This is a genomic window from Lacinutrix sp. YIN62, from assembly GCF_057219185.1.
This window is the reverse complement of the sequence record NZ_JBXVVH010000011.1, coordinates 62,798-84,978: the sequence shown is the minus strand read 5'-3', so window position 1 is coordinate 84,978 and position 22,181 is coordinate 62,798. Positions and strand designations below refer to the sequence as shown.

Here is a 22,181-nt window from a genome sequence, read left to right as displayed (position 1 = left end):
TTAATCAAGACGAAATGGATTACAGAGTAGAAAAAGACACAATGGGAGACGTTAAAGTCCCTGCTGATAAACTTTGGGGAGCGCAAACAGAACGTTCTCGCAACAATTTTAAAATTGGTGCTGTAGCTTCTATGCCATTAGAAGTGGTTTACGGGTTTGCTTACTTAAAAAAAGCTGCCGCATATACCAATTGTGAATTAGGTGTTTTACCTATTGAAAAAAGAGATTTTATTGCACAGGTTTGTGAAGAAATTCTAGACGGTAAACACGATGACCAATTTCCATTAGTTATATGGCAAACGGGATCTGGAACACAAAGCAATATGAATGTTAACGAGGTAATTGCCAATAGAGCACATCAAATTGCTGGTTACCAAATAGGCGAAGGAGAAAAAACAATCCAGCCAAACGATGATGTTAACAAATCACAGTCCTCTAACGATACTTTTCCTACTGGGATGCATATTGCTGCTTACAAAAAAATTGTAGAAAGCACTATTCCTGGTGTCCGTCAATTAAGAGATACCTTAAAGAAAAAATCTGAAGATTTTAAAAATGTCGTAAAAATTGGTCGTACACACCTAATGGATGCTACTCCCCTTACATTGGGACAAGAATTTTCAGGTTATGTATCGCAATTAGACCACGGACTTAAAGCCTTAGAAAACACATTACTACATTTAAGTGAACTTGCTTTAGGAGGAACAGCTGTAGGAACAGGGTTAAATACACCAAAAGGGTACTCAAAACTCGTTTCTGAATATATAGCCGAATTTACAGGACTACCCTTTATTACTGCTCCTAATAAATTTGAAGCTCTAGCTGCACATGATGCTATCGTAGAGACGCATGGTGCATTAAAACAATTGGCAGTATCACTTAATAAAATAGCCAATGATATTAGAATGATGGCTTCTGGCCCACGTTCTGGTATTGGGGAAATCATTATCCCTGCCAATGAACCTGGAAGTTCTATTATGCCTGGAAAAGTTAATCCTACACAATGTGAAGCCTTAACTATGGTTTGTGCTCAAGTGATGGGTAACGATGTTGCTATAACCATTGGAGGCACACAAGGACATTACGAACTTAATGTATTTAAACCTATGATGGCTGCCAATATTTTACAGTCGGCACAACTTATAGGAGATGCCTGTAGAAGTTTTGATACAAATTGTGCTTCTGGTATCGAGCCTAATAATGAAGTTATTAAAGAATTATTGAACAATTCATTAATGCTTGTTACCGCTTTAAATACTAAAATAGGTTATTATAAAGCTGCTGAAATTGCTAATACAGCGCACAAAAATGGAACAACCTTAAAAACGGAAGCGATTAATTTAGGATATGTTACAGCCGAAGATTACGACGCTTGGGTAAAACCTGAAGATATGGTGGGAAGTTTAAAATAAACCTTTCAAAAAACAATAGATCCTTTCTATTATAATTCTAATAAAAAAAGCTCAATCTTACGATTGAGCTTTTTTTATTAGAATTAAGTTCTTTTAATTTCCTTTTTTATAATCTGCTAAAAATTTAGCCAAACCAATATCGGTTAATGGGTGTTTCAATAAACCTTCAATAGAACTTAAAGGACCAGTCATAACATCTGCTCCTAACTTAGCACAATCGATCACATGCATAGTGTGTCGTACAGATGCTGCTAGAATTTCTGTTTGGAAGGCATAATTATCATAAATATGTCTAATTTCAGCAATAAGATTTAATCCATCTGTAGAAATATCATCCAAACGTCCTATAAAAGGTGAAACATACGTCGCTCCAGCCTTTGCTGCTAATAACGCTTGCCCTGGAGAAAAGACTAAAGTCACATTCGTTTTAATTCCCTTATCGCTAAAATACTTACACGCTTTTACCCCATCTTTAATCATTGGCAGTTTTACCACGATCTGTTCATGCAATTCTGCTAAGGCCTCACCTTCTCGTATCATACCTTCGTAATCTGTAGCTATAACCTCTGCACTCACATCACCATCCACAATATTACAAATATCTACATAGTGTTTTAAAATATTGTCGTGCCCCGTAATTCCTTCTTTCGCCATCAATGAAGGATTCGTAGTTACACCATCTAAGATTCCTAAATCTTGTGCTTCTTTAATTTGGCCTAAATTGGCAGTATCTATAAAAAATTTCATCTATCAATTAATTTTAAGTTGTGTTATTTTAATAAAGCGAAGTTACAACTTCTGTTTATTTTCAACAGGAAATGCGATTAAATAAAATAAACATAATCAAAAAAGATGCTGTAAACTACAATTTATAATGATTAAGCAACATCCTTTCATACATCTTATCTGGTAAAATAAACTTTAGAACAATCGAGAATTTTTGAATAAAAGCCCCCACCTTATAATGAATTTTTGGGTTCTTTGTGTTTATAACTTTCAATACCATTTCTGCCATTTTAATAGGATCACTGCCACTATCAACATGATCATCGATGTCTTTTAATACACTTCCGTATGGCTTAGCATAAGGGGAATCTTTTTTTATTGGAGCATGAAAACGCCCCGCAGCTATGTTTGTTGCAAAATCACCAGGCGCAATATTGGTCATTTTTATATTAAAATCTTTGAGTTCCATTCTAAAAGCTTCTGTAATAATTTCTAAAGCGCCCTTACTTGCACTATAAATCCCTCTATACGGTAATCCCATATATCCAGCGATAGATGTTATATTAATAACCAATCCTCTTTTTTGCTTACGCATTTGAGGTAAAACAGATTTAATAACATTAATAGGACCAAAAAAATTAGTGTTAAAATTATGTTGTATCTGTTCTGCTGGTATTTCTTCAATAGGACCAGTGATTCCTACACCTGCATTATTTATAAGTATGTCCAATTGCCCTTCAGCAGTAATCACTTCTTTTACAGCCTCTTTAATAGAAGCTACAGAATTAACATCTAAAGCTATAATAGGAAATAAACTCTCTTTATAACGTTCTGGAGTTCTACTTGTACCATAAACCTTAAACCCTTTTGTTGTTAAAAACGTTCCAATGGATTTTCCTATTCCCGAAGATCCGCCTGTAATTAAAATAACTTTAGACATATAATTAAGTAATGAATGATTATAAAGTGTAAATTTAATAATGCATTTGTTTTAAACGCCATAAAACAAGAAAGATTTGCTAGTTATAAACCAACAAATCTTTATCTATTTTTGAAAAGATTCTCATTATAAAAGAATCTAAATATAATGCATAAAAAAAGGCAAGCTACCTACATCACACCGCTACGACCATTTACCTTTGCTTCGTTCCCGACCTGGAGGATTCAACAGGAGCTGGTTGTGTAGGACTTGCCGCTGCAAATATACAACCTTTTAATATTATCACAATGATTTTTTAAACTGAATTTTAATAAATATCTTGCTTAAAATTATAAAATAAAAATGAAAACATTTAAAGCGCTCACAGTCATATTTTTAGGAAGCTTAATTATTGGATGCGGAAATGGAGTTAACAGTAAAAAAAACAACTTTTCCATTCAAACTAATGCAAAAAACAACTCTATTGCTATAAATGAGACCTTAAAACTGTCTCTAAAAAACCAAAAAAAGCTAGAAGTAACATCTGTTTCCTATACTTTAGATGGGCAAAAAATAAGCGAAGAAACTAAGCTGAACAATTTTAAGTTAGGTAAACATACTATTGAAGCTACTATAAAGTATGATGGAGAAACAGAAGTTGCAACTCAAAATCTATCGCTATTGAATGATAAAACTCCTTCGGTACTTACATTTGAAATTATAAACACCTACCCTCATGACATCACATCATACACACAAGGTTTAGAGTTTTACAATGGGGAATTATATGAAAGCACAGGGCAATATGGGCACTCTAAATTAAGGAAGTTAGATTATAAAGATGCTAAAATATTAAAGAATGTGGATTTAGATTCAGAATATTTTGGTGAAGGCCTTACTATTTTAAATGACAACATCTACCAATTAACATGGAAAGCAGGAAAAGGGTTTGTATACGACTTAACAACCTTAAAACGTAAAAGTAGTTTTAGATATGGACAAAGTAAGCAAGGATGGGGAATTTGTAACGATGGCAAACTACTATATAAAAGTGATGGTAGTGAAAAAATTTGGACTTTGAATCCTGAAACCCTAACAGAAGAAGGTAGCATACAGGTATACACTAATAAAGGGAAAATAGGGAAACTCAATGAATTAGAATGGATAAACGGAAAAATATACGCTAACATATATGAAAAAAATGGAGTTGCTATCATTAACCCTAACAACGGTGCTACAGAAGCTGTAATAGATTTTACTTCTCTAAAAAGCAAAGTAAAACAACATACTAATTTGGATGTTTTAAATGGTATTGCCTACAATCCTGATACAAAAACTATTTTTGTAACAGGGAAACATTGGGATAAACTCTTTGAGGTTAAAATAGTAGAACATAATTAGCAAACGCTATAAGTACACCGTTTACTTAAGCATGCAAACGGTGTACTTTAGAACACATGTTATTATAGCTAAAAAAATATAATTTATCCTGTTTTTAGAAATCATAAATACATTTTACCTTGTATTATAACCCATTTGAATGCATATTTTAGAATCCAAACTCACCGTTAATAAAGAAGATATCGATGAACTCAATCACGTAAATAATGTACGCTATGTGAGTTGGGTAAATGATATTGCGAAGAAACACTGGTATGAAAGTGCTTCTACAACAATTACCAATCAATATTTTTGGGTGTTATTATCACATAATATAGAATACAAAAGTGCTGCCGTTTTAAACGATACTATACACATTAAAACTTATGTGTTAAGCACAGAAGGAGTAACCTCTACAAGAATAGTTGAAATATATAATGCCAATACAAAAAGATTATTAGTGACCTCTAAAACAAAATGGTGTTTAATGGCTACAAAAACTCAACGTCCAACAAGAATCCCTCCTGAGATTAAAGCTTTATTCTTCTAGTTAACTCGTTTTATAATTGTATAAAAATAGCAACCATTTTAGGCCTACCTGTTTATAAGAAGACAATGAGGATTAATCCTAAAATGCAATGAGTCAACAGCTTTAAATCGCCATTAAAAAAAACACAACACACAGATTATCAACATATTAATACTTAAATTTTATTCTTAATTCTATATAACTGCATCAAAAAACTATTATCTTTGAAGGTAATGAGCTTTGATACATATCCCATATTAGCTTTGGTTGTTAAGATAAACTAAATAAAGAATAATGGAGAATTTAATAAATTTAGCAAAAATAGTGATTGCAATATCAGTTATTTATGTTTGGACTTTTAGATTTCATAATGTCGTCAAAGAATTTAAACAATTTGGATTGAGTGATTTCACCCGAAATATAGTAGGAGCTACAAAAATAGTTTTAGCTACATTACTTATTGTAGGAATTTGGCAGCCTTCATTAGTTCTAATTCCATCTATTTTTATGGGAATTTTTATGATAGGCGCTCAGTATTTTCATTTCAAGATAAAAAATACACCAATTAAGCATTTACCCTCTCTTATCCTTTTGATATTAAGTGCTTTTATAGCATATTCATACATTCTAATAAATTAATACCTTGTTTTATTTTCACTAGAATAAAGTTACCTTTGATGCTAACCAAAACCGCTATTAACCTATCTAACAAGAAATTACTTCCCGATACAGAAATTAGCAAAAATATTACCTAATAAATCATCACTAGTAATTTCCCCTGTTATTTCACCAAAATGATATAAAGCTTGACGAATATCTATGGCTAATAAATCTCCAGAAGTTCCCATTTCTAATCCAGACTTTACGCTATTTATTTCTTCAAAAGCCTTTAATAAAGAATCGTAGTGGCGTGTATTGGTGACAATAGTTTCATTATTTCTTAAAGCACCTGTATTCACAAAACCAATCAATTTTTTCTTTAACTCCTCTACTCCTACTCCCGACTTAGCAGATAACAAATGAAGGCTCTCAAATTCAGACTTAAGTGCTTTTATCTCCAAATCGTTCAGTACGTCTATTTTATTCGCAATAATAATTAAAGGTTTTAATGGAAATTTATTTTTAATTTTTTCAATTTCTATTGTCAGTCGTTGCTTTTCGGTTTTAAATTCTTCAGCAGAAAATAATAAAACAACCACTTGTGCTTGCTCCATTTTTTCAAACGTTTTTTTAATCCCTATACTTTCAACAACATCTTTCGTTTCACGTATTCCTGCAGTATCAATAAAGCGAAAACCAATCCCTTCTATTATAAGCTCATCTTCAATAGTATCGCGTGTAGTACCTGCAATATCACTTACAATAGCGCGTTCTTCATTTAATAAAGCATTTAAAAGTGTAGATTTCCCTACATTGGGTTCTCCGACTATAGCTACAGGGATTCCATTTTTAATAACATTCCCTACCGCAAAAGAATCGATTAAACGCTTTAGTACAAAACTGATACGCGTTATTAAAGTCTTAAATTGCGATCGGTCTGCAAACTCAACATCTTCTTCAGCAAAATCCAGTTCTAACTCTATCAGTGAAGCAAAATTCATCAACTCTTCCCGAAGTTTAGCTATTTCACTAGAGAAACCGCCACGCATTTGCTGCATTGCAATTTGATGTGATGCTTCATTATCACTTGCTATTAAATCTGCAACCGCTTCAGCTTGAGATAAATCCAGTTTACCGTTTAAGAACGCTCGTAAAGTAAATTCTCCAGCGTTGGCCATACGACAGCCTTTACGGAGTAATAATTGAATAATTTCTTGCTGAATGTATAGCGAGCCATGGCAAGATATCTCTACTACATTTTCTCCTGTATAAGAATTAGGGTTTTTAAAGATCGAGACCAAGACTTCATCGACAGTACGCTGTCCCTCAACAATATGTCCTAAATGAATAGTATGTGTTTTTTGCTTGCTTAGTTTTTTTTTATTTGTAACAGATTTAAAACAAGTTTCTGTAATGGTAATTGCTTCTGGTCCAGAAACACGAATTATGGCTACTGCTCCTGCTCCTGAAGCAGTGGCTAACGCTACTATATTGTCATTGTAAATCATAACGCAAAAATAGTAAATACAATGCGATAATTTGTAAAGCTTGCTATAAAGCATTTCTAAGGTCAATAATATCTCTTATATTTGTGCTTCTATATTAAAATTTAAATTATGATTAGAAAAATTGTCTTATTCAGTTTAATCTTACTTTTATTCAATTGTAAGGAAGAACAACAAAAATTCCTAATTGAAGCGACCATAGATACTCCTATGGATAATAGTAAAGCCGAACTCTTTAGAATGGATAATGGTGTGAAGGTTATTTTAGACTCTACACACGTTAAAGCTAATAAAGTTGTTTTTGAAGGAACTGTAGCTGCACCAGACGCCTATTTTTTAATGGTTTACGGCATTAATGGAATGCTTCCTATAATGGTTGAAAATAGTAGTATTAAAGTAGAAGTTTACAAAGATAGCATACAAAAATCGATAATTTCTGGAAGTAAAGAAAACGACTTTGTTAAATCATATAAAGCAAATCTTGACCCCTTACGAAAAGTAAGTGCTGGCTTAACGGCACGTGCACAAAAAGCTCAAATGAATAAGGACGAAGCTGCAATGAATGCAATAAAAAAATCTTACGACAGTTTACGAAATGCAGCAATAGCATATGACATAGAGTACGTTACTAACAATAGTAACTCTGCTTTTGGAGCCTATACCTTAGAACGTATTACCAAAACAAAATTAATAGATAAAGAAAAAGCGGAAGCTTTATATAACTCGCTTTCAGAAACAGCAAAAAAAACACGCTCGGCGAAAGAAGTTTTAAAATTCATCTCAGAAAAAAAGGCAACTCCTGCACCTGTTAAACAAGTATCTGCAATAACTATTGGAGCAGCAGCCCCCGATTTTTCCGGGTTTACACCAGAAGGGAAAGCTTTAACTTTAAAAGATGTAAAATCAAAAATAACGATTATAGATTTCTGGGCTTCTTGGTGTAAACCTTGTAGACGAGAAAACCCAAACCTAGTAAAACTATATAATGAATATCACGGTAAAGGTTTAGAAATTATTGGTGTCTCGTTAGATAAAGAAGATCAAAAAAACCGTTGGATAAAAGCAATAGAAAAAGATAAACTAACTTGGCCACAAGTATCCAACCTAAAAGGATGGCAAGAACCTATTGCGGTACAATATGGAGTACGTTCTATTCCTGCCACATTTATTTTAGATGAAAGCGGTAAAATTATAGCCACAAAATTACGAGGAAAAGCTCTTGAAGATAAAATAGCGAGTCTATTAAATTAAAAAAAGCCTGCTAACGCAGGCTTTTTTTATTTAAATTTTTCCTGATTTTTTCATTACAAATAATATAACAATAGGGATCGCCAACAAACTCGTCATCAATAAATTTTCGGTCAATAACCAACTAGCTAGTGCTATAGTTATAAAATACCCCCCTATAGCCCCACCAAAATGTGCATCATGACCAATATTGTCGTTTCTACGTTTCATTCCATATATAGTGTATAATAAATATGCAACGCCCAATAGATAACCTTTTATTCCTAAATCAATATTACCTATTCTTGGCGGTAGAAATATAAAATAATAATTTAATTCCGGTCCCAATACTATAGCTGAATATAAAATTCCTGTTACTGCGCCACTTGCACCTATTGCGCTATAGTGATATTCATTTTTATGAAAATATAATGAGAGTAAATTACCTGTAAACAAACTCCCAAAATAGATCGCTAAAAAACCAACATCTCCTACTTGGTTTATAACTTGATTAGAAAAAAGATACAACCCAAACATATTCATAAACAAGTGAGAAGTGTTTAAATGTAAAAACCCTGAGGATAACATTCTAAATTTTTCTCCCCTAGTAATGGCACCAACATTAAACTTATACTTTTCAAAAAAAGAAAAATCATTAAATCCTTTCATAGAAATAATGACATTTGCAGCTATAATAATTAATGTAATTAAATTTAAACTCCCCATGTGGTAAAAGTACTTGTTTTAAAAGTGATTTTGTTTTATAAATATGTATAATTAAAAAATATACAGACCATACGCTTTACAATACTTTGTTATTGTTTTATATAGTATATCTTTGTAGCTGCAAATTTAAACTTTCTAAATGCAATTTCTAGTCTACATTCTTATTTATCCCATTTTATGGTTTATATCTATATTACCCTTTCGCATACTTTATCTTCTTTCTGACTTTTTATTTATAATTATCTATCATATTATTGGTTATAGAAAGAAAACAGTAAAAGAAAATCTTCATTTAGTATTTCCTGATAAATCTGAGAAGGAAATTAGTAGAATCACAATAAAATTTTATCATCATGTAGCGGATATGGTTGTAGAAGCTATAAAATCGATGACTATAACTGAAGCACAAATGAAAAAACGCTTTACATTTTCTAATATAGAAGTTGTAAAAGAATTTGAAAAGAAAAATAGAAGTATCATATTAATGTGTGCGCATTATGCGAGTTGGGAATGGATTTTTATTTTACAAAGACATATTAAACACAAAGGTTTTGGTGTATATAAACGACTACACAACAAATACTTAGACGCTTTAGTAAAGCGTATTAGAGCGCGTTATAACACCTACCTCATCACTACAAAGGAAACTGTGCCTACATTAATAAAATCCAAAAGAAAAGGCGAATTATCTATGAGTGGCTTTGCTTCAGATCAATCTCCAAAACACAACAAAGCCTACCATTGGAATCATTTTATGGGTATAAAAGTTCCCATACATACAGGTGCAGAAACCTTAGCCAAAAGACTGGACATGTCTGTTGTATTTTTTAAAGTCAAAAAAATAAAACGTGGCTATTATGAAGCGTCATTTGAAACTATAGCAGAAACACCAAAAGATCATGAAGACTATAGTATTACCGATCATTTTATGGCTTTGGTAGAAGCGCAAATTAGAGAAGCTCCAGAATATTATTTATGGACACACAAACGCTGGAAACACCGCGATAAGGTTCCTGCTGAATTTCAATAAAAAGCGCTTTTTTTCTAAAAAAAGACAGCCCTTATTAAATAATGCCAGTATAAGTTGTAATCACGAGACTACAAGCTATACTGGCATCGTTTTTTATACATTATTCTTAAAACAGAGCCTGTTTTTTTAATTAAATAAAATTAGAGCTCAAACCAATCATCTACACGGGTATCCTGTTTAGGGATGAATGTTTTATGAATAAACTCGTTATTTGCTTTGTTATATTCGTAATCTTCAGACCATTTTATATGGTTTTCAGCTAAGGCAATAATACTTTCGCAAACGTAGTCTATCTCATCACAAGTTGTTGTAGGATGAATAGACATACGTATCCAACCTGGTTTTCGTATTAGCTCTCCTAAAGTTATTTCATTTACCAGTTTATGAGATTGTTCTTGATCTACATGTAATAAATAGTGTCCATAAGTCCCCGCACAACTACATCCTCCTCGCGTTTGAATTCCAAAACGGTCGTTCAATAATTTTACACCCAAGTTAAAATGTAAATCTTCAATATAAAAAGAAACAACTCCTAAACGATCTGTATGTGTTGGTGCTAAAATTTTAATATTATTTACACCTTCAAAATTCTTAAAGACTTGGTGTAACAATTCATGTTCTCTATCTAGCATATTCTTAACCCCCATTTGCTCTTTTAGTTTAATAGCCATAGCGGTTTTTATGGCTTGTAAAAACCCTGGTGTTCCACCATCTTCCCTGTCTTCAATATTATCTATATATTTATGTTCACCCCATGGATTAGTCCAGCTTACGGTGCCGCCTCCAGGACAATCGGGAATCATATTTTTATATAATTTTTTATTAAAAACTAAAACTCCAGAAGTTCCTGGTCCGCCTAAAAATTTATGAGGAGAAAAGAAAATGGCATCCAAAGCGGCGTCTTCATCATCAGGGTGCATGTCAATATCTACATAAGGTGCAGAACAAGCGAAATCCACAAAACAAACGCCACCATGCTTATGCATTAACTTTGCTATTTGATGATATGGTGTTTGTATTCCTGTAACATTAGAACCTCCAATCACCGAAGCTATTTTTAAAGTACAATCTTTATATTTATTTAAAAGCACTTCAAGATTCTCCAAACTAAACAATCCATCCTTACCCGCAGGTATAACTTCTACCTTGGCTATGGTTTCTAACCAAGAAGTATGATTAGAATGGTGTTCCATATGTGTAACAAAAACCACAGGACGAATTTCTTTTGGAATCTTAGCATATTTACTAATATTCTCTGGTACTTTTAATCCTAAAATACGCTGAAATTTATTAACAACACTGGTCATTCCATTTCCTGCGACAATTAGAACATCATCCGCATTACTATTTACATGTCCTTTTATTATATTTCTGGCTTTATGATACGCATTAGTCATTGCCGTACCTGAAACCGTAGTTTCTGTGTGCGTATTGGCTACAAAAGGGCCAAATTGGTTCATTATTTTTTCCTCAATAGGCCTATACAAGCGACCAGAAGCCGTCCAATCTGTATAAATTATTTTTTGCTTCCCATAAGGAGATTCAAACTCTTGATCTATACCTATTATATTTTTTCTAAATTTAGAAAAATATTGTTCCAATTTAGAATAGCGCACCTTGTCGTCTTTTATTTTAATCATAACCCTTAAATTGATTGCTAAAATACTAAATATTAGTCACTTCTTTAATTTCGGAGATAATCCTATCGGCCAATTCATCTGCTAATTCTTGAGATTTGGCTTCTGTATAAATTCTAATAATAGGCTCTGTATTACTCTTACGTAAGTGTACCCAATGCTCACTAAAATCAATTTTCACACCATCAATAGTCGTTAAATTTTCATTAGCATACTTCTGTTCCATTGTTTTTAAAATAGCATCGACATCAATTTCTGGAGTTAGAGCTATTTTTTTCTTACTCATAAAATAACTCGTATACGTTTTTCGTAAATCACTAACACTCAATTTTCGTTCTGCCAATAGGCTTAAAAATAAAGCAACACCAACTAAAGCATCCCGACCATAATGAGATTCTGGGTAAATAATCCCACCATTACCTTCACCGCCTATTACTGCTGTATTTTTTTTCATTAAAGCCACAACATTTACCTCTCCAACAGCACTAGCTTCATAACTTCCACCATATTTTTCTGTAATATCTCTAAGCGCGCGTGTAGAACTCATATTACTTACTGTATTTCCAGGATTCTTACTTAACACATGATCTGCACAAGCTACCAAGGTATACTCTTCTCCAAACATCTCCCCGTTTTCATCCATAAACGCTAATCTATCTACATCGGGATCTACAACGATCCCTAAATCTGCATTCGCTTGCTTTACAGCTTCAGATAAATCTGTTAAATGTTCTTTTAAAGGCTCTGGATTGTGTGGGAAATGTCCATTAGGCTCACAATACAATTTTACTGTTTCCACTCCTAAACGCTCTAATAGCAGTGGAATTGCAATTCCTCCTGTTGAATTTACGCCATCCACAACAACTTTCAATCCAGCCGCTTTAATAGCGTCTTTGTTTACATAGTCTAAATCCAGCACCGTAGCGATATGCAAGTCTATATAAGTTTCATTTTTTGTTATGGTTCCTAAATCGTCAACATTTGCAAACTGCATAGTATTAGACTCTGCGAGATCTAAAATTTTAGCTCCTTCCGCTGCATTCAAAAACTCACCTTTATTATCTAATAATTTTAATGCATTCCATTGTTTTGGATTATGACTTGCTGTTAAAATAATTCCGCCGTCTGCTTGCTCCATTGGCACTGCTACTTCTACTGTTGGCGTAGTAGACAACCCTAAGTCTACGACATCTATTCCTAGGCCAACTAAAGTATTCATTACCAAATTCTGAATCATTGCTCCAGAAATTCTAGCATCTCTACCTACTACTACGCTATATTTTTCTTTATTATTTTGTGTTTTTAACCACGTTCCATAAGCAGATGCAAATTTAACGGCATCAATAGGAGTCAAGTTTTGTCCGATCTCCCCACCAATGGTTCCGCGAATTCCTGAAATTGATTTTATAAGCGTCATAAATATATTTTAAAATTGAAATACAAATATAGTATTTCAAAATCGGAATTCTTAAATCGGAATTTGTAAATTCACAGCATGAATTTTCTAGCACATATTTATCTTTCTGGAGACAATGAAAACATAACCATTGGCAACTTTATTGCCGATGGTATTCGCGGTAAAGATTACAAAAAATACACTAAAGATATCCAAACGGGCATTTTACTACATCGCCAAATAGACACTTATACAGATGCACATAAAACAGTAAGGCAAAGCACTAAGCGATTGCATAAAAAATACAGCCATTACTCCGGTGTTATTGTTGATATTTTATATGATCATTTTCTAGCAAAAAACTGGACCGTCTATTCTGAGGTTCCATTAGGTACGTACGTGAATGACTTCTACAATAGCTTAGAAAATAATTTTAATGTATTACCCCAACGGACTCAAGAAATAATGCCCCATATGATCACCAATAATTGGCTATTAAGCTATGCTTCTATAGAAGGAATCGCCGCTGTTTTGCAAGGAATGAATAGACGCACAAATAATAAATCTCATATGCATATGGCTATATATGAACTTCAGGAATTTTATAGTGATTTTGAAGATGAATTCACTCGTTTTTTTCAAGAACTCATTGTTTTTTCTAAAAACAAGCTAATTGAAATACAAAAAGAACAACAAATATAATTACCTAAAAAACAAAATATTAAACAATAAAACCTAAAGCGTTACTTAATATTATCATTAAAAAAATCTAATTATGCGCAAAATAATTTCACTTTGCCTCCTATTTATAGCTTTTGTTTCTTGTGAAAAATATTCAGAAAAAAAACAAGGTCTTATAACACAAAAAGCAATGGTTGTTTCTGCTCGTATGGAAGCATCCATTATTGGAAAACAAATTCTTAAACTTGGCGGAAATGCTTTTGATGCTATGGCAGCAACACAATTAGCCTTAGCTGTTGCATACCCCTATGCAGGGAATATTGGTGGTGGTGGTTTTATGGTATACAGATTGGACAATGGAGATATAGGCAGTTTAGATTTTAGAGAAAAAGCCCCCGCCTTAGCGACAAAAGATATGTATTTAGATTCGTTAGGTAATGTTATTCCTAATTTGAGTACACGTGGTGCTATGGCTGTTGGCGTTCCTGGTGCTGTAGCTGGCGTTTTCGAAACACATAAAAAATTTGGTACATTAGCTATTGAAACAATTATGAAACCTGTTATTGCCTTGGCAAAAAAAGGCGTTATCGTAACTCCAAAACAGGAAATACGTATTGCTAAAAAGCAGAACGATTTTAAGCTAGTTAATAAGGATACCATCCTGTTTGAAAAAAACTGGAAAGCAAACGATACTATTAAATATCCACATTTAGCTGAAACATTAACACGTATAATGAAAAACGGAAGCGATGAGTTTTACAAAGGTGAAACGGCTAAAAAACTCACCCATTTCATTCAAAATAATGGTGGTATTTTATCTATGGACGATCTAGAACAATATCGCGTAAAATGGAGAACACCCGTTACCTTTGAATATGACGATTTACGTATTATTTCTATGGGGCCACCATCTAGTGGTGGTATTGCAATGGCTCAAATTTTAAAATCTGTTGAAGATTATGATTTAGCCCAAATGGGACACAATAACGTAAAAACCATTCAAGTTCTAGCGGAGGCAGAACGCCGTGCCTATGCCGACAGGAGTTATTATCTGGGAGATCCCGATTTTGTAAACGTCCCGCAAAACAAATTAATAAGTAATGCGTATTTAAGAGATAGAATGTTAGGTTTTTCATTTGAAAAAGCAACCCCTTCGAATACAATCACTCATGGCACTATAGACATAGTAGAAAGTGATGAAACAACACATTACTCTATTGTCGATCAATTTGGAAATGCTATTGCTGTTACAACAACCTTAAATTCTGGTTTTGGTTCTAAATTATTTTGTAAAGAATTAGGCTTTTTTCTTAATAACGAAATGGATGATTTTTCGAGTAAACCTGGTATTCCCAATGTTTATGGTTTAATTGGCGCCGAAGCTAATGCCATTTTACCAGAAAAAAGAATGCTAAGCTCTATGACCCCAACCCTTGTTGAAAAGAATAACAAACTCTTTATGAGTGTTGGAACTCCAGGAGGCTCAACCATTATAACGTCTGTCTTGCAAACCATTTTAAATGTACATGAATTTAATATGTCCATGCAAGAAGCAGTAAACGCTGCGCGTTTTCATCACCAATGGTTACCAGACGAGATAAGAATGGAACCTCATAGATTTTCTAAGGAAACCATTAATCAATTAAAAGGAAAAGGATATAAAATTAACGAGGAACGCTCTCCTGTTATTGGAATCGTAGATGGTATTTTAGTGCTTCCTAACGGCACATTAGAAGGCGGCGCAGATAACCGTGGTGATGATGCCGCGGCTGGCTTTTAATTATCTTACATTAATATAAGAAAATTACTTATGAAAATATATGACTGCATTGTATTAACAGACTCGCGTTATCTTAACGATTCCAAGGACTTATATAAACACAACGTATACAAAGAAGATGATTATGTTGTGCAAGCCTTAAAAAGGCTAGGCCTAAAGTCCAAACGATTAGCTTGGGATGACCCAAATTTCGACTGGGAAACGACCAGGTCTATTATATTTAGAACGACTTGGGATTATTTTGATCGCTTTGAAGAATTCTCGAAATGGCTAAAAAGAACAGCTAAAAAAACTCAATTAATAAATTCCAATGCAATTATCCAATGGAATATAGACAAGCATTATCTTTTAGATTTACAAAAAAATAACGTTCATATTGCGGAAAGCTATTTTATAGAAAAAGGCAGTATTACAACTTTAAAATGGTTGCATAATGCACTTAATTGGGAGGGTACGGTTTTAAAACCCTGCGTCTCTGGATCGGCAAGACATACATACAAGTTAAATGCAGAAACCCTGACTAAACATGAAACCATATTTCAAGAATTAATTGCACAGGAAGCGATGATGCTACAGCCGTTTCAGCATAATATTGTAAACAAAGGTGAAGTTTCTATGATTATTATTAATGGACAATATACACATGCTGTTTTAAAAATAGCTAAAGAAGGTGATTTTAGAGTTCAGGACGATTTTGGAGGTACTGTTTATGAATACAAACCTACACCCGAAGAAATACGTTTTGCAGAAACAGCTGTAAACGCTTGTTTTGAAGTTCCTATCTATGCTAGAGTTGATATCTTTGAAGATAATAATGGTAACATTGCATTATCTGAGTTGGAATTAATTGAACCAGAACTTTGGTTTAGAAACAACCCTAGAGCAGCAGATTTATTAGCGAAAACCATTGCAACTAAATTAGACTAATTTTACGGTATTAAAAAGGTTAAAAAACACCGCTCTTAACAGAAAAACGATTATGAAAATAAAAAAAGTTCTTAAAATAATTTCTGGAATAATAATTTTCCTAACCTTACCTACATTTTTACTCTATGGGGTGCTTTATTTTAAATACAATGAAGAATTACCTACAGGTATTGAAGGAGAACAAGCCGATGCATTAGCTTCAAAAATGCTTACCGCTCTTAATTATGATGCCTATAAAGCGACCAACTATATAGAATGGACTTTTAAAAAACGGCATCATTTTAAATGGAATAAAGTTAAAAATACATGTGATGTGTACTGGAAAAACTATAAAGTATCACTCTATTTTAACGATAGTAGTAAAAACAGTGCTTTTCAGAATGAAATAAAAATTGAGGGTGCGCAAGCACAAAAACTCATAACTAAAGCAACAGATTACTTTAATAATGATTCCTTTTGGCTAATTGCGCCTTACAAAGTATTCGACACTGGTGTAAAACGTAGTTTAATCACTTTAAGCAATAACACTCAAGCCCTTTTGGTAACTTATACCGCGGGAGGTTCAACTCCAGGAGATTCCTATTTATGGCATCTCGATGAGACGGGTAAACCAAAACATTTTCAAATGTGGGTTTCAATACTTCCTATTAACGGATTAGCTGCAACCTGGAATAGTTGGGTAACAACAGAAACCAACGCGTTATTACCAGACTTTCACAAGTTACTATTCTTAGACATAGCGATTGAAGGCATTAAAACAACACCTCAATAAAAAAGACGCGCATAAATAACAACATTTAAAACGTAACATAAACGCAGACTGTATGGATTCTTGAATTTACATTTTGTTTTAAATTATAAATAGCTTTACTAAAATAGAACTCAACATCATGACACTTAACAAATATATAGATCACACCTTATTAAGTCCTACAGCAACCAAGCAAGACATCATTACACTTTGTAATGAAGCAAAAAAACATGAATTTCACTCTGTTTGTGTTAATTCTTGTTATGTTCCCTTAGCAAAAACACAATTAAAAGATAGTAATGTAAAGATCTGTAGCGTTATAGGCTTCCCGCTAGGTGCTATGAGTACAGTAGCTAAGATTGAAGAAGCGAAGCAAGCGATTGCAGACGGGACTGATGAAATTGATATGGTATTAAATATAGGCTTATTAAAAAGCAAGGATTTTGATGGCGTCTGGCAAGATATAGAAGCCGTAAGACAAGTGACTCCCAATATTATTTTAAAAGTCATTTTAGAAACCTGCTATTTGAATGAAATAGAAATTATTAAAGCCAGTGAATTAGCCATTACCAGTGGTGCTAATTTCATTAAAACGTCTACGGGTTTTGGTACAGGAGGCGCAACTATTGACACTGTTAAATGCATGCTAAAGATAACCCAAAACACCGCTATTAAAGTCAAAGCTTCTGGAGGTATAAAAGACACAAAAACAGCTCTTAAATATATAAATATGGGAGTCGATAGAATTGGCACTTCATCGGGAAAAGTAATTGTATCTGGTAGCAATTTAGATAAAAACACCAAAACAATATATTAAACAACAACTTATAGTTTTAAATAGAATGCCATAAAATGACCTTTGTTAAAAAACGCTTACTTCTTTATTTTTTTAGCTATGTAATATAATACAGACCGTTTTAAAACCGCGATAATTTAGAATATACACAACTACTTTATGTAGAAATTGTTTAGCTTTGTCTTCCGATGCAAAAAAATATTAACATACAAAACAAAAAAGCTCGTTTCCAATACGAGATACTAGATAAATATACCGCAGGAATAGTGCTTTCTGGAACCGAAATAAAATCCATTCGCTCTAGTCAAGCTTCAATTGCAGAAGCCTTTTGCGAGTTTAATGAGCAAGGAGAGTTATTTGTTATAAATATGACGATACAAGAATATGTCTATGGGAATTATTATAATCATGCTCCAAAAGCAGAACGTAAATTACTCCTTAACAAGAGGGAATTAAAAAAACTACTAAAAGAGGTACAAAATAAAGGCCTTACCATCGTTCCGCTACGATTATTTATTAACGAAAAAGGATTTGCTAAACTAAATATAGCCTTAGCCAAAGGAAAGAAACTATATGACAAACGGGAAACAATTAAGGACAGAGATAATAAACGGGATTTAGACCGCATAAAGAAAAACTTCTAACCTTTTTTGGTCCAATTTTATCATTGTTATAACAATAGCGTATTCTTTTTATTTCTAAGTTTAACTGCTCGTAGGCAACCTTTTTACAAAAAAAGACGTCTATGTTTATAGAAACAAAATTTAACTTATGATAAAATCGCTACAATTAACCATTACTTTACTTTTATGCAACCTTACTTTCTCACAAATAACCGGAGTTGTAACATCTTCAAAACAAATCCCACTTCCTGTTGTTAATATTTTTATAGACAACACTTATATTGGGACCACTACAAATAGCGATGGGAAATACGAATTAAACACCACTAAAACAGGAGATTACACTATTGTTTTTCAATATTTAGGATATAAAACATTAAAAAAAACGATACATATTACCCATTTCCCCTTTGCTTTAGACGCCATACTTGAGGAAGAAGACATCGCCTTAAATGAAGTGGTCATTAATTCTGAAGAAAACCCTGCAAATCAAATTATTAGAAATGCAATTGCGAATAGAAAATCAATTCTTGAAAAGCTCAGCGAATACACAGCAGATTTCTATTCACGTGGCCTTATACAAATTGAAAACGCACCAGAAAAAATTCTTGGTCAAGATGTTGGTAATCTTGGTGGAGGCTTAGATTCAACACGAAGCGGAATTATCTATTTATCTGAAACCATATCAAAACTAGAGTACAAAAAACCAAAACCACTAAAAGAGAAAATCATAGCGTCAAAGGTTAGCGGCGATAATAATGGTTTTAGTTTTAATAATGCTAGCGATGTTAATTTTAATTTTTATAAAAACACTTTTGAGCTAGGCGCACAGGTTGTTTCACCTATTTCAGAGATGGCCTTTAACTATTACCGTTACAAACTAGAAGGTGTCTTTTACGACGATAGAGGCAATCTTATTAATAAAATTAAAATCAGTCCAAAGCGAAAAAACGACAAAGCTTTTTCGGGCTATATCTATATTGTAGAAGAGCAATGGAGCCTTTATGCTGTAGAGGTTACCGTTAAAGGAAAACAGGTGAATACAGCTCCCGTAGACCTATTTACCATAAAACAAACTTTTTCATACTCAGACACAGATACGATTTGGGCATTAATCTCTCAAACCTTCGATTTTAAATTTGGCATTTTAGGCATAAAAGGCAATGGGCGCTTTACCTCTGTTTATAGTAATTATGATTTTTCTCCAGAATTTACAAAAAAAACCTTTACCCGAGAAATTTTATCGTTTGAAGAACACGCTAACAAAAAAGATTCTACCTATTGGGAAACAAAACGCCCTGTTCCTTTAACAGATGCTGAGTCTATGGATTATGTAAAAAAAGATAGCATTCAAATAGTTAAAGAATCGAAACCATACTTGGATTCCATAGATAAACAAAATAACAAATTCAAAATTTGGGATATTTTAGGAGGTTATAGCTACCAAAACTCGCATAAAGATCACGCCTTTAGTATTAGCTCGCCTCTCGAGCACATTAGTTTTAATACCGTACAAGGCTGGAATGGAAAGCTAGAATTGAATTTCACAAAACGCTATGATGATTACAAACGCTATCTAAGGGTAAATACCACATTAAACTATGGAGAAGGAGATGATAGGTTAAGAGGAGTCGCATCTATTCGTTACAAATTTAACAACAAAAACAGACAATCATTATCATTATCTGGAGGTGTTAAAACGCAGCAATTTAATGCTTCCCAACCCATTTCGCGTTTAGAAAATGCAGTAAGCACTTTAGTATTTGAAGACAATTACATGAAGCTTTACGACAAAGGTTATGCGCAAATAAAATACTCTCAAGAATTATTTAATGGTTTTTATCTCTATTCTGCTTTAGCTTATGAACGCAGAAAAGCAATATTCAATACTACCGATTATACTTTAATAAATGAAAGTAGAGACCGCTATACAAGTAATAACCCTATAGATGAAACCGCTTATGGTATTGCCCCTTTTAACACTCATAACATTATAAAACTAAACCTAAATACAACCATTAACTTTGCGCAAGATTATTTAAGTTATCCGGATGGAAAATACAATATCCCTAATAGTAAGTATCCTAGTTTAAGCTTAGGTTACGAAAAAGGCTTAGGAGCAACAGATTCTAATTACAATTTTGATCAATTTAAAATTAAACTAAGACAACACGTAACCCTAGGAAATAAAGGGACTTTTAGATATAATATAAGCGGCGGTACTTTTTTAAATGCCGATAATATTGCGTTTATGGACTATCATCATTTTAATGGTAATCAAATCAATGTAAAACTTAAAGGGTCCTATTTAAGCGCTTTTAAAAATTTACCCTATTATAATTTAAGTACCAATAAACCCTATGGAGAATTTCATGTAGAACATAACTTTAATGGTTTTATTTTAAATAAAATACCATTATTAAGCAAGCTTAACTTTAATCTTATCCTTGGAGCCAACGCTGCCATAACAGAAGACAATACTCCGTATAACGAATTTTCTGTTGGAATAGACAATCTTGGTTTTGGAAAGTTCCGTTTCCTCCGTCTCGATTATGTGCGTTCCTACCAGAGTGGATTTTTAAACGATGCGGTAATGTTTGGGATTAGTTTTTAATCTAAAAGAACCCGTATTTAAATTGCAACATTAAATACGGGTTCTTTTTTTTATCTTAATTTCTTAAAGCTTTTCTTTCGGTGATGCTTAGATGCTCAAACCTTTACAAAGCCCAAAGAAGTGTTTTAATTTTTATCTTCCAACAAAGGCACAAAACGAAATTCTCCAAGTTCTGTTTTCTCAAATGTTTTTGGTCCTTTTCTAACAAATAGCGTCATAGTTTGTACGTTTTGACCTACAGGTATAACCAAACGCCCTCCAATTTCCAATTGTGCTAATAAAGCCTTGGGTACAAAAGGGGCACCAGCTGTTACTATAATACTTGCAAAAGGCGCTTCTTCTACCATCCCTTTGTAACCATCTCCAAAAATAAGTTTTTTAGCCCGATAGCCTAATTTAGGTAAAAAATTACTTGTTTTTTTAAATAACTCTTGTTGTCTTTCAATACTAAAAACCTTTGCTCCAAGCTCACAAAGCACTGCTGTTTGATAACCGCTTCCTGTTCCAATCTCTAAAACTTTATCTCCTCTCTTAACCTCTAGTAATTCACTTTGAAAAGCGACTGTATAAGGCTGTGAAATGGTTTGATCTGCGGCAATAGGAAACGCCTTATCTTGATATGCATGATCTAAAAAGCTAGAATCCATAAACAAGTGTCTAGGGATTTTCTCAATCGCTTTTAGCACGTTTTCATTAGTTATTCCTTTGGATTTCAGTACAGAAACCAATTGTAATCGTAGTCCTTTATGTCTAAATGTATCTTTCATAAATTGAAGTGCAAAAATATATAATATTTTTATCAAAACACATTAAAAATACTGCATTCCATGAAAGTCCGAAAGCGATGTTTCAGAGGCATTAAAAAACAAGATATTAGCTTTTTTTAAACACTAAAATCGCTATTGTAAAATAAATACAAGCA

Annotated in this window: 20 protein-coding genes and 1 other RNA gene; 13 read left to right on the top strand and 8 right to left on the bottom strand. The window is 33.0% G+C overall.

All coding sequences use genetic code 11. From position 1 onward, the window contains the following. Positions 1 to 14 precede the first annotated feature (14 nt). Positions 15 to 1,412 (top strand): class II fumarate hydratase, encoded by a 1,398-nt coding sequence (gene fumC / locus AC2D8I_RS09135; protein WP_484705694.1) that lies wholly within the window; start codon positions 15 to 17, stop codon positions 1,410 to 1,412. Positions 1,413 to 1,505: 93 nt separating this feature from the next. On the opposite strand, the gene fsa is transcribed toward fumC, so the two are convergent. From fsa to ffs, 3 genes are all read right to left on the bottom strand, one after another. Then, positions 1,506 to 2,159 carry a fructose-6-phosphate aldolase gene (gene fsa, locus AC2D8I_RS09130; protein WP_484705693.1) on the bottom strand — a complete coding sequence of 218 codons (654 nt, stop codon included), beginning with the start codon at positions 2,157 to 2,159 and terminating at the stop codon, positions 1,506 to 1,508. Positions 2,160 to 2,274: 115 nt separating this feature from the next. Then, positions 2,275 to 3,078: an SDR family oxidoreductase gene (locus tag AC2D8I_RS09125; protein WP_484705692.1), complete on the bottom strand. Its 804-nt coding sequence runs from the start codon at positions 3,076 to 3,078 to the stop codon at positions 2,275 to 2,277. A gap of 156 nt (positions 3,079 to 3,234) precedes the next feature. Then, positions 3,235 to 3,333: signal recognition particle sRNA small type (gene ffs, locus AC2D8I_RS09120), an RNA gene on the bottom strand. 87 nt (positions 3,334 to 3,420) lie between these two features. On the opposite strand from ffs, the gene AC2D8I_RS09115 reads away from it, so the two are divergent. The 3 genes from AC2D8I_RS09115 (at position 3,421) to AC2D8I_RS09105 (ending at position 5,605) form a co-directional block, all read left to right on the top strand. Beyond that, the gene (locus tag AC2D8I_RS09115) at positions 3,421 to 4,458 is read left to right on the top strand and encodes a glutaminyl-peptide cyclotransferase (protein WP_484705691.1); all 1,038 of its coding nucleotides are present in this window, start codon (positions 3,421 to 3,423) and stop codon (positions 4,456 to 4,458) included. Positions 4,459 to 4,597: 139 nt separating this feature from the next. Beyond that, positions 4,598 to 4,987, top strand: a complete 390-nt coding sequence (locus AC2D8I_RS09110; RefSeq protein WP_484705690.1) for an acyl-CoA thioesterase — start codon at positions 4,598 to 4,600, stop codon at positions 4,985 to 4,987. Between the two features lie 273 nt (positions 4,988 to 5,260). Then, positions 5,261 to 5,605: a DoxX family protein gene (locus AC2D8I_RS09105; RefSeq protein ID WP_484705689.1), complete on the top strand. Its 345-nt coding sequence runs from the start codon at positions 5,261 to 5,263 to the stop codon at positions 5,603 to 5,605. Between the two features lie 77 nt (positions 5,606 to 5,682). Here AC2D8I_RS09105 and mnmE read toward each other — a convergent pair whose 3' ends face one another. Then, complete coding sequence (mnmE, locus tag AC2D8I_RS09100; RefSeq protein WP_484705688.1) at positions 5,683 to 7,074, bottom strand: tRNA uridine-5-carboxymethylaminomethyl(34) synthesis GTPase MnmE; 1,392 nt, start codon at positions 7,072 to 7,074, stop codon at positions 5,683 to 5,685. A 108-nt stretch (positions 7,075 to 7,182) separates the two neighbouring features. Here mnmE and AC2D8I_RS09095 point away from each other — a divergent pair, with 108 nt between their 5' ends. Further along, complete coding sequence (locus AC2D8I_RS09095) at positions 7,183 to 8,322, top strand: redoxin domain-containing protein (protein ID WP_484705687.1); 1,140 nt, start codon at positions 7,183 to 7,185, stop codon at positions 8,320 to 8,322. A gap of 30 nt (positions 8,323 to 8,352) precedes the next feature. Here the strand turns inward: AC2D8I_RS09095 and AC2D8I_RS09090 are convergent, their stop codons facing one another. Continuing rightward, entirely contained in the window at positions 8,353 to 9,024 is a 672-nt protein-coding gene (locus AC2D8I_RS09090; protein ID WP_484705686.1) for a rhomboid family intramembrane serine protease, read from the bottom strand. Positions 9,025 to 9,163: 139 nt separating this feature from the next. Here AC2D8I_RS09090 and AC2D8I_RS09085 point away from each other — a divergent pair, with 139 nt between their 5' ends. Continuing rightward, positions 9,164 to 10,054: a lysophospholipid acyltransferase family protein gene (locus AC2D8I_RS09085; RefSeq protein WP_484705685.1), complete on the top strand. Its 891-nt coding sequence runs from the start codon at positions 9,164 to 9,166 to the stop codon at positions 10,052 to 10,054. Between the two features lie 140 nt (positions 10,055 to 10,194). Here AC2D8I_RS09085 and AC2D8I_RS09080 read toward each other — a convergent pair whose 3' ends face one another. Then, positions 10,195 to 11,694 carry an aminotransferase class V-fold PLP-dependent enzyme gene (locus AC2D8I_RS09080; RefSeq protein WP_484705684.1) on the bottom strand — a complete coding sequence of 500 codons (1,500 nt, stop codon included), beginning with the start codon at positions 11,692 to 11,694 and terminating at the stop codon, positions 10,195 to 10,197. A gap of 25 nt (positions 11,695 to 11,719) precedes the next feature. After that, positions 11,720 to 13,108 (bottom strand): phosphoglucosamine mutase, encoded by a 1,389-nt coding sequence (glmM, locus tag AC2D8I_RS09075; protein ID WP_484705683.1) that lies wholly within the window; start codon positions 13,106 to 13,108, stop codon positions 11,720 to 11,722. Between the two features lie 78 nt (positions 13,109 to 13,186). Here glmM and AC2D8I_RS09070 point away from each other — a divergent pair, with 78 nt between their 5' ends. The 7 genes from AC2D8I_RS09070 to AC2D8I_RS09040 all read left to right on the top strand — a co-directional run bounded on the left by AC2D8I_RS09070 (position 13,187) and on the right by AC2D8I_RS09040 (position 21,259). Next, positions 13,187 to 13,789: an acyl carrier protein phosphodiesterase gene (locus tag AC2D8I_RS09070; RefSeq protein WP_484705682.1), complete on the top strand. Its 603-nt coding sequence runs from the start codon at positions 13,187 to 13,189 to the stop codon at positions 13,787 to 13,789. Between the two features lie 73 nt (positions 13,790 to 13,862). Beyond that, a complete protein-coding gene (gene ggt / locus AC2D8I_RS09065; RefSeq protein ID WP_484705681.1) occupies positions 13,863 to 15,548 on the top strand; it encodes a gamma-glutamyltransferase in 1,686 nt (561 codons plus the stop codon). 30 nt (positions 15,549 to 15,578) lie between these two features. Continuing rightward, positions 15,579 to 16,475 (top strand): ATP-grasp domain-containing protein, encoded by an 897-nt coding sequence (locus AC2D8I_RS09060; RefSeq protein ID WP_484705680.1) that lies wholly within the window; start codon positions 15,579 to 15,581, stop codon positions 16,473 to 16,475. A gap of 52 nt (positions 16,476 to 16,527) precedes the next feature. Further along, positions 16,528 to 17,247: a hypothetical protein gene (locus AC2D8I_RS09055; RefSeq protein ID WP_484705679.1), complete on the top strand. Its 720-nt coding sequence runs from the start codon at positions 16,528 to 16,530 to the stop codon at positions 17,245 to 17,247. A gap of 118 nt (positions 17,248 to 17,365) precedes the next feature. After that, on the top strand, positions 17,366 to 18,043 hold the full coding sequence (gene deoC, locus AC2D8I_RS09050) for a deoxyribose-phosphate aldolase (protein WP_484705678.1): 678 nt from the start codon (positions 17,366 to 17,368) through the stop codon (positions 18,041 to 18,043). A gap of 167 nt (positions 18,044 to 18,210) precedes the next feature. After that, entirely contained in the window at positions 18,211 to 18,666 is a 456-nt protein-coding gene (smpB, locus tag AC2D8I_RS09045; protein ID WP_484705677.1) for an SsrA-binding protein SmpB, read from the top strand. A gap of 127 nt (positions 18,667 to 18,793) precedes the next feature. Beyond that, positions 18,794 to 21,259, top strand: coding sequence for a DUF5686 and carboxypeptidase regulatory-like domain-containing protein (locus AC2D8I_RS09040; RefSeq protein WP_484705676.1), 2,466 nt, complete (start codon positions 18,794 to 18,796; stop codon positions 21,257 to 21,259). 125 nt (positions 21,260 to 21,384) lie between these two features. Here the strand turns inward: AC2D8I_RS09040 and AC2D8I_RS09035 are convergent, their stop codons facing one another. Continuing rightward, the gene (locus tag AC2D8I_RS09035; RefSeq protein ID WP_484705675.1) at positions 21,385 to 22,026 is read right to left on the bottom strand and encodes a protein-L-isoaspartate(D-aspartate) O-methyltransferase; all 642 of its coding nucleotides are present in this window, start codon (positions 22,024 to 22,026) and stop codon (positions 21,385 to 21,387) included. Positions 22,027 to 22,181: the final 155 nt, after the last annotated feature.

Coding starts and splice junctions, on each gene's coding strand:
- AC2D8I_RS09105 (WP_484705689.1), top strand. CDS start 5,261: ATGGAGAATTTAATAAATTTAGCAAAAATAGTGATTGCAATATCAGTT.
- AC2D8I_RS09090 (WP_484705686.1), bottom strand. CDS start 9,024: ATGGGGAGTTTAAATTTAATTACATTAATTATTATAGCTGCAAATGTC.
- AC2D8I_RS09095 (WP_484705687.1), top strand. CDS start 7,183: ATGATTAGAAAAATTGTCTTATTCAGTTTAATCTTACTTTTATTCAAT.
- AC2D8I_RS09115 (WP_484705691.1), top strand. CDS start 3,421: ATGAAAACATTTAAAGCGCTCACAGTCATATTTTTAGGAAGCTTAATT.
- AC2D8I_RS09110 (WP_484705690.1), top strand. CDS start 4,598: ATGCATATTTTAGAATCCAAACTCACCGTTAATAAAGAAGATATCGAT.
- mnmE (WP_484705688.1), bottom strand. CDS start 7,074: ATGATTTACAATGACAATATAGTAGCGTTAGCCACTGCTTCAGGAGCA.
- AC2D8I_RS09055 (WP_484705679.1), top strand. CDS start 16,528: ATGAAAATAAAAAAAGTTCTTAAAATAATTTCTGGAATAATAATTTTC.
- ggt (WP_484705681.1), top strand. CDS start 13,863: ATGCGCAAAATAATTTCACTTTGCCTCCTATTTATAGCTTTTGTTTCT.
- AC2D8I_RS09035 (WP_484705675.1), bottom strand. CDS start 22,026: ATGAAAGATACATTTAGACATAAAGGACTACGATTACAATTGGTTTCT.
- glmM (WP_484705683.1), bottom strand. CDS start 13,108: ATGACGCTTATAAAATCAATTTCAGGAATTCGCGGAACCATTGGTGGG.
- fsa (WP_484705693.1), bottom strand. CDS start 2,159: ATGAAATTTTTTATAGATACTGCCAATTTAGGCCAAATTAAAGAAGCA.
- fumC (WP_484705694.1), top strand. CDS start 15: ATGGATTACAGAGTAGAAAAAGACACAATGGGAGACGTTAAAGTCCCT.
- AC2D8I_RS09040 (WP_484705676.1), top strand. CDS start 18,794: ATGATAAAATCGCTACAATTAACCATTACTTTACTTTTATGCAACCTT.
- AC2D8I_RS09125 (WP_484705692.1), bottom strand. CDS start 3,078: ATGTCTAAAGTTATTTTAATTACAGGCGGATCTTCGGGAATAGGAAAA.
- AC2D8I_RS09080 (WP_484705684.1), bottom strand. CDS start 11,694: ATGATTAAAATAAAAGACGACAAGGTGCGCTATTCTAAATTGGAACAA.
- AC2D8I_RS09060 (WP_484705680.1), top strand. CDS start 15,579: ATGAAAATATATGACTGCATTGTATTAACAGACTCGCGTTATCTTAAC.
- AC2D8I_RS09085 (WP_484705685.1), top strand. CDS start 9,164: ATGCAATTTCTAGTCTACATTCTTATTTATCCCATTTTATGGTTTATA.
- smpB (WP_484705677.1), top strand. CDS start 18,211: ATGCAAAAAAATATTAACATACAAAACAAAAAAGCTCGTTTCCAATAC.
- deoC (WP_484705678.1), top strand. CDS start 17,366: ATGACACTTAACAAATATATAGATCACACCTTATTAAGTCCTACAGCA.
- AC2D8I_RS09070 (WP_484705682.1), top strand. CDS start 13,187: ATGAATTTTCTAGCACATATTTATCTTTCTGGAGACAATGAAAACATA.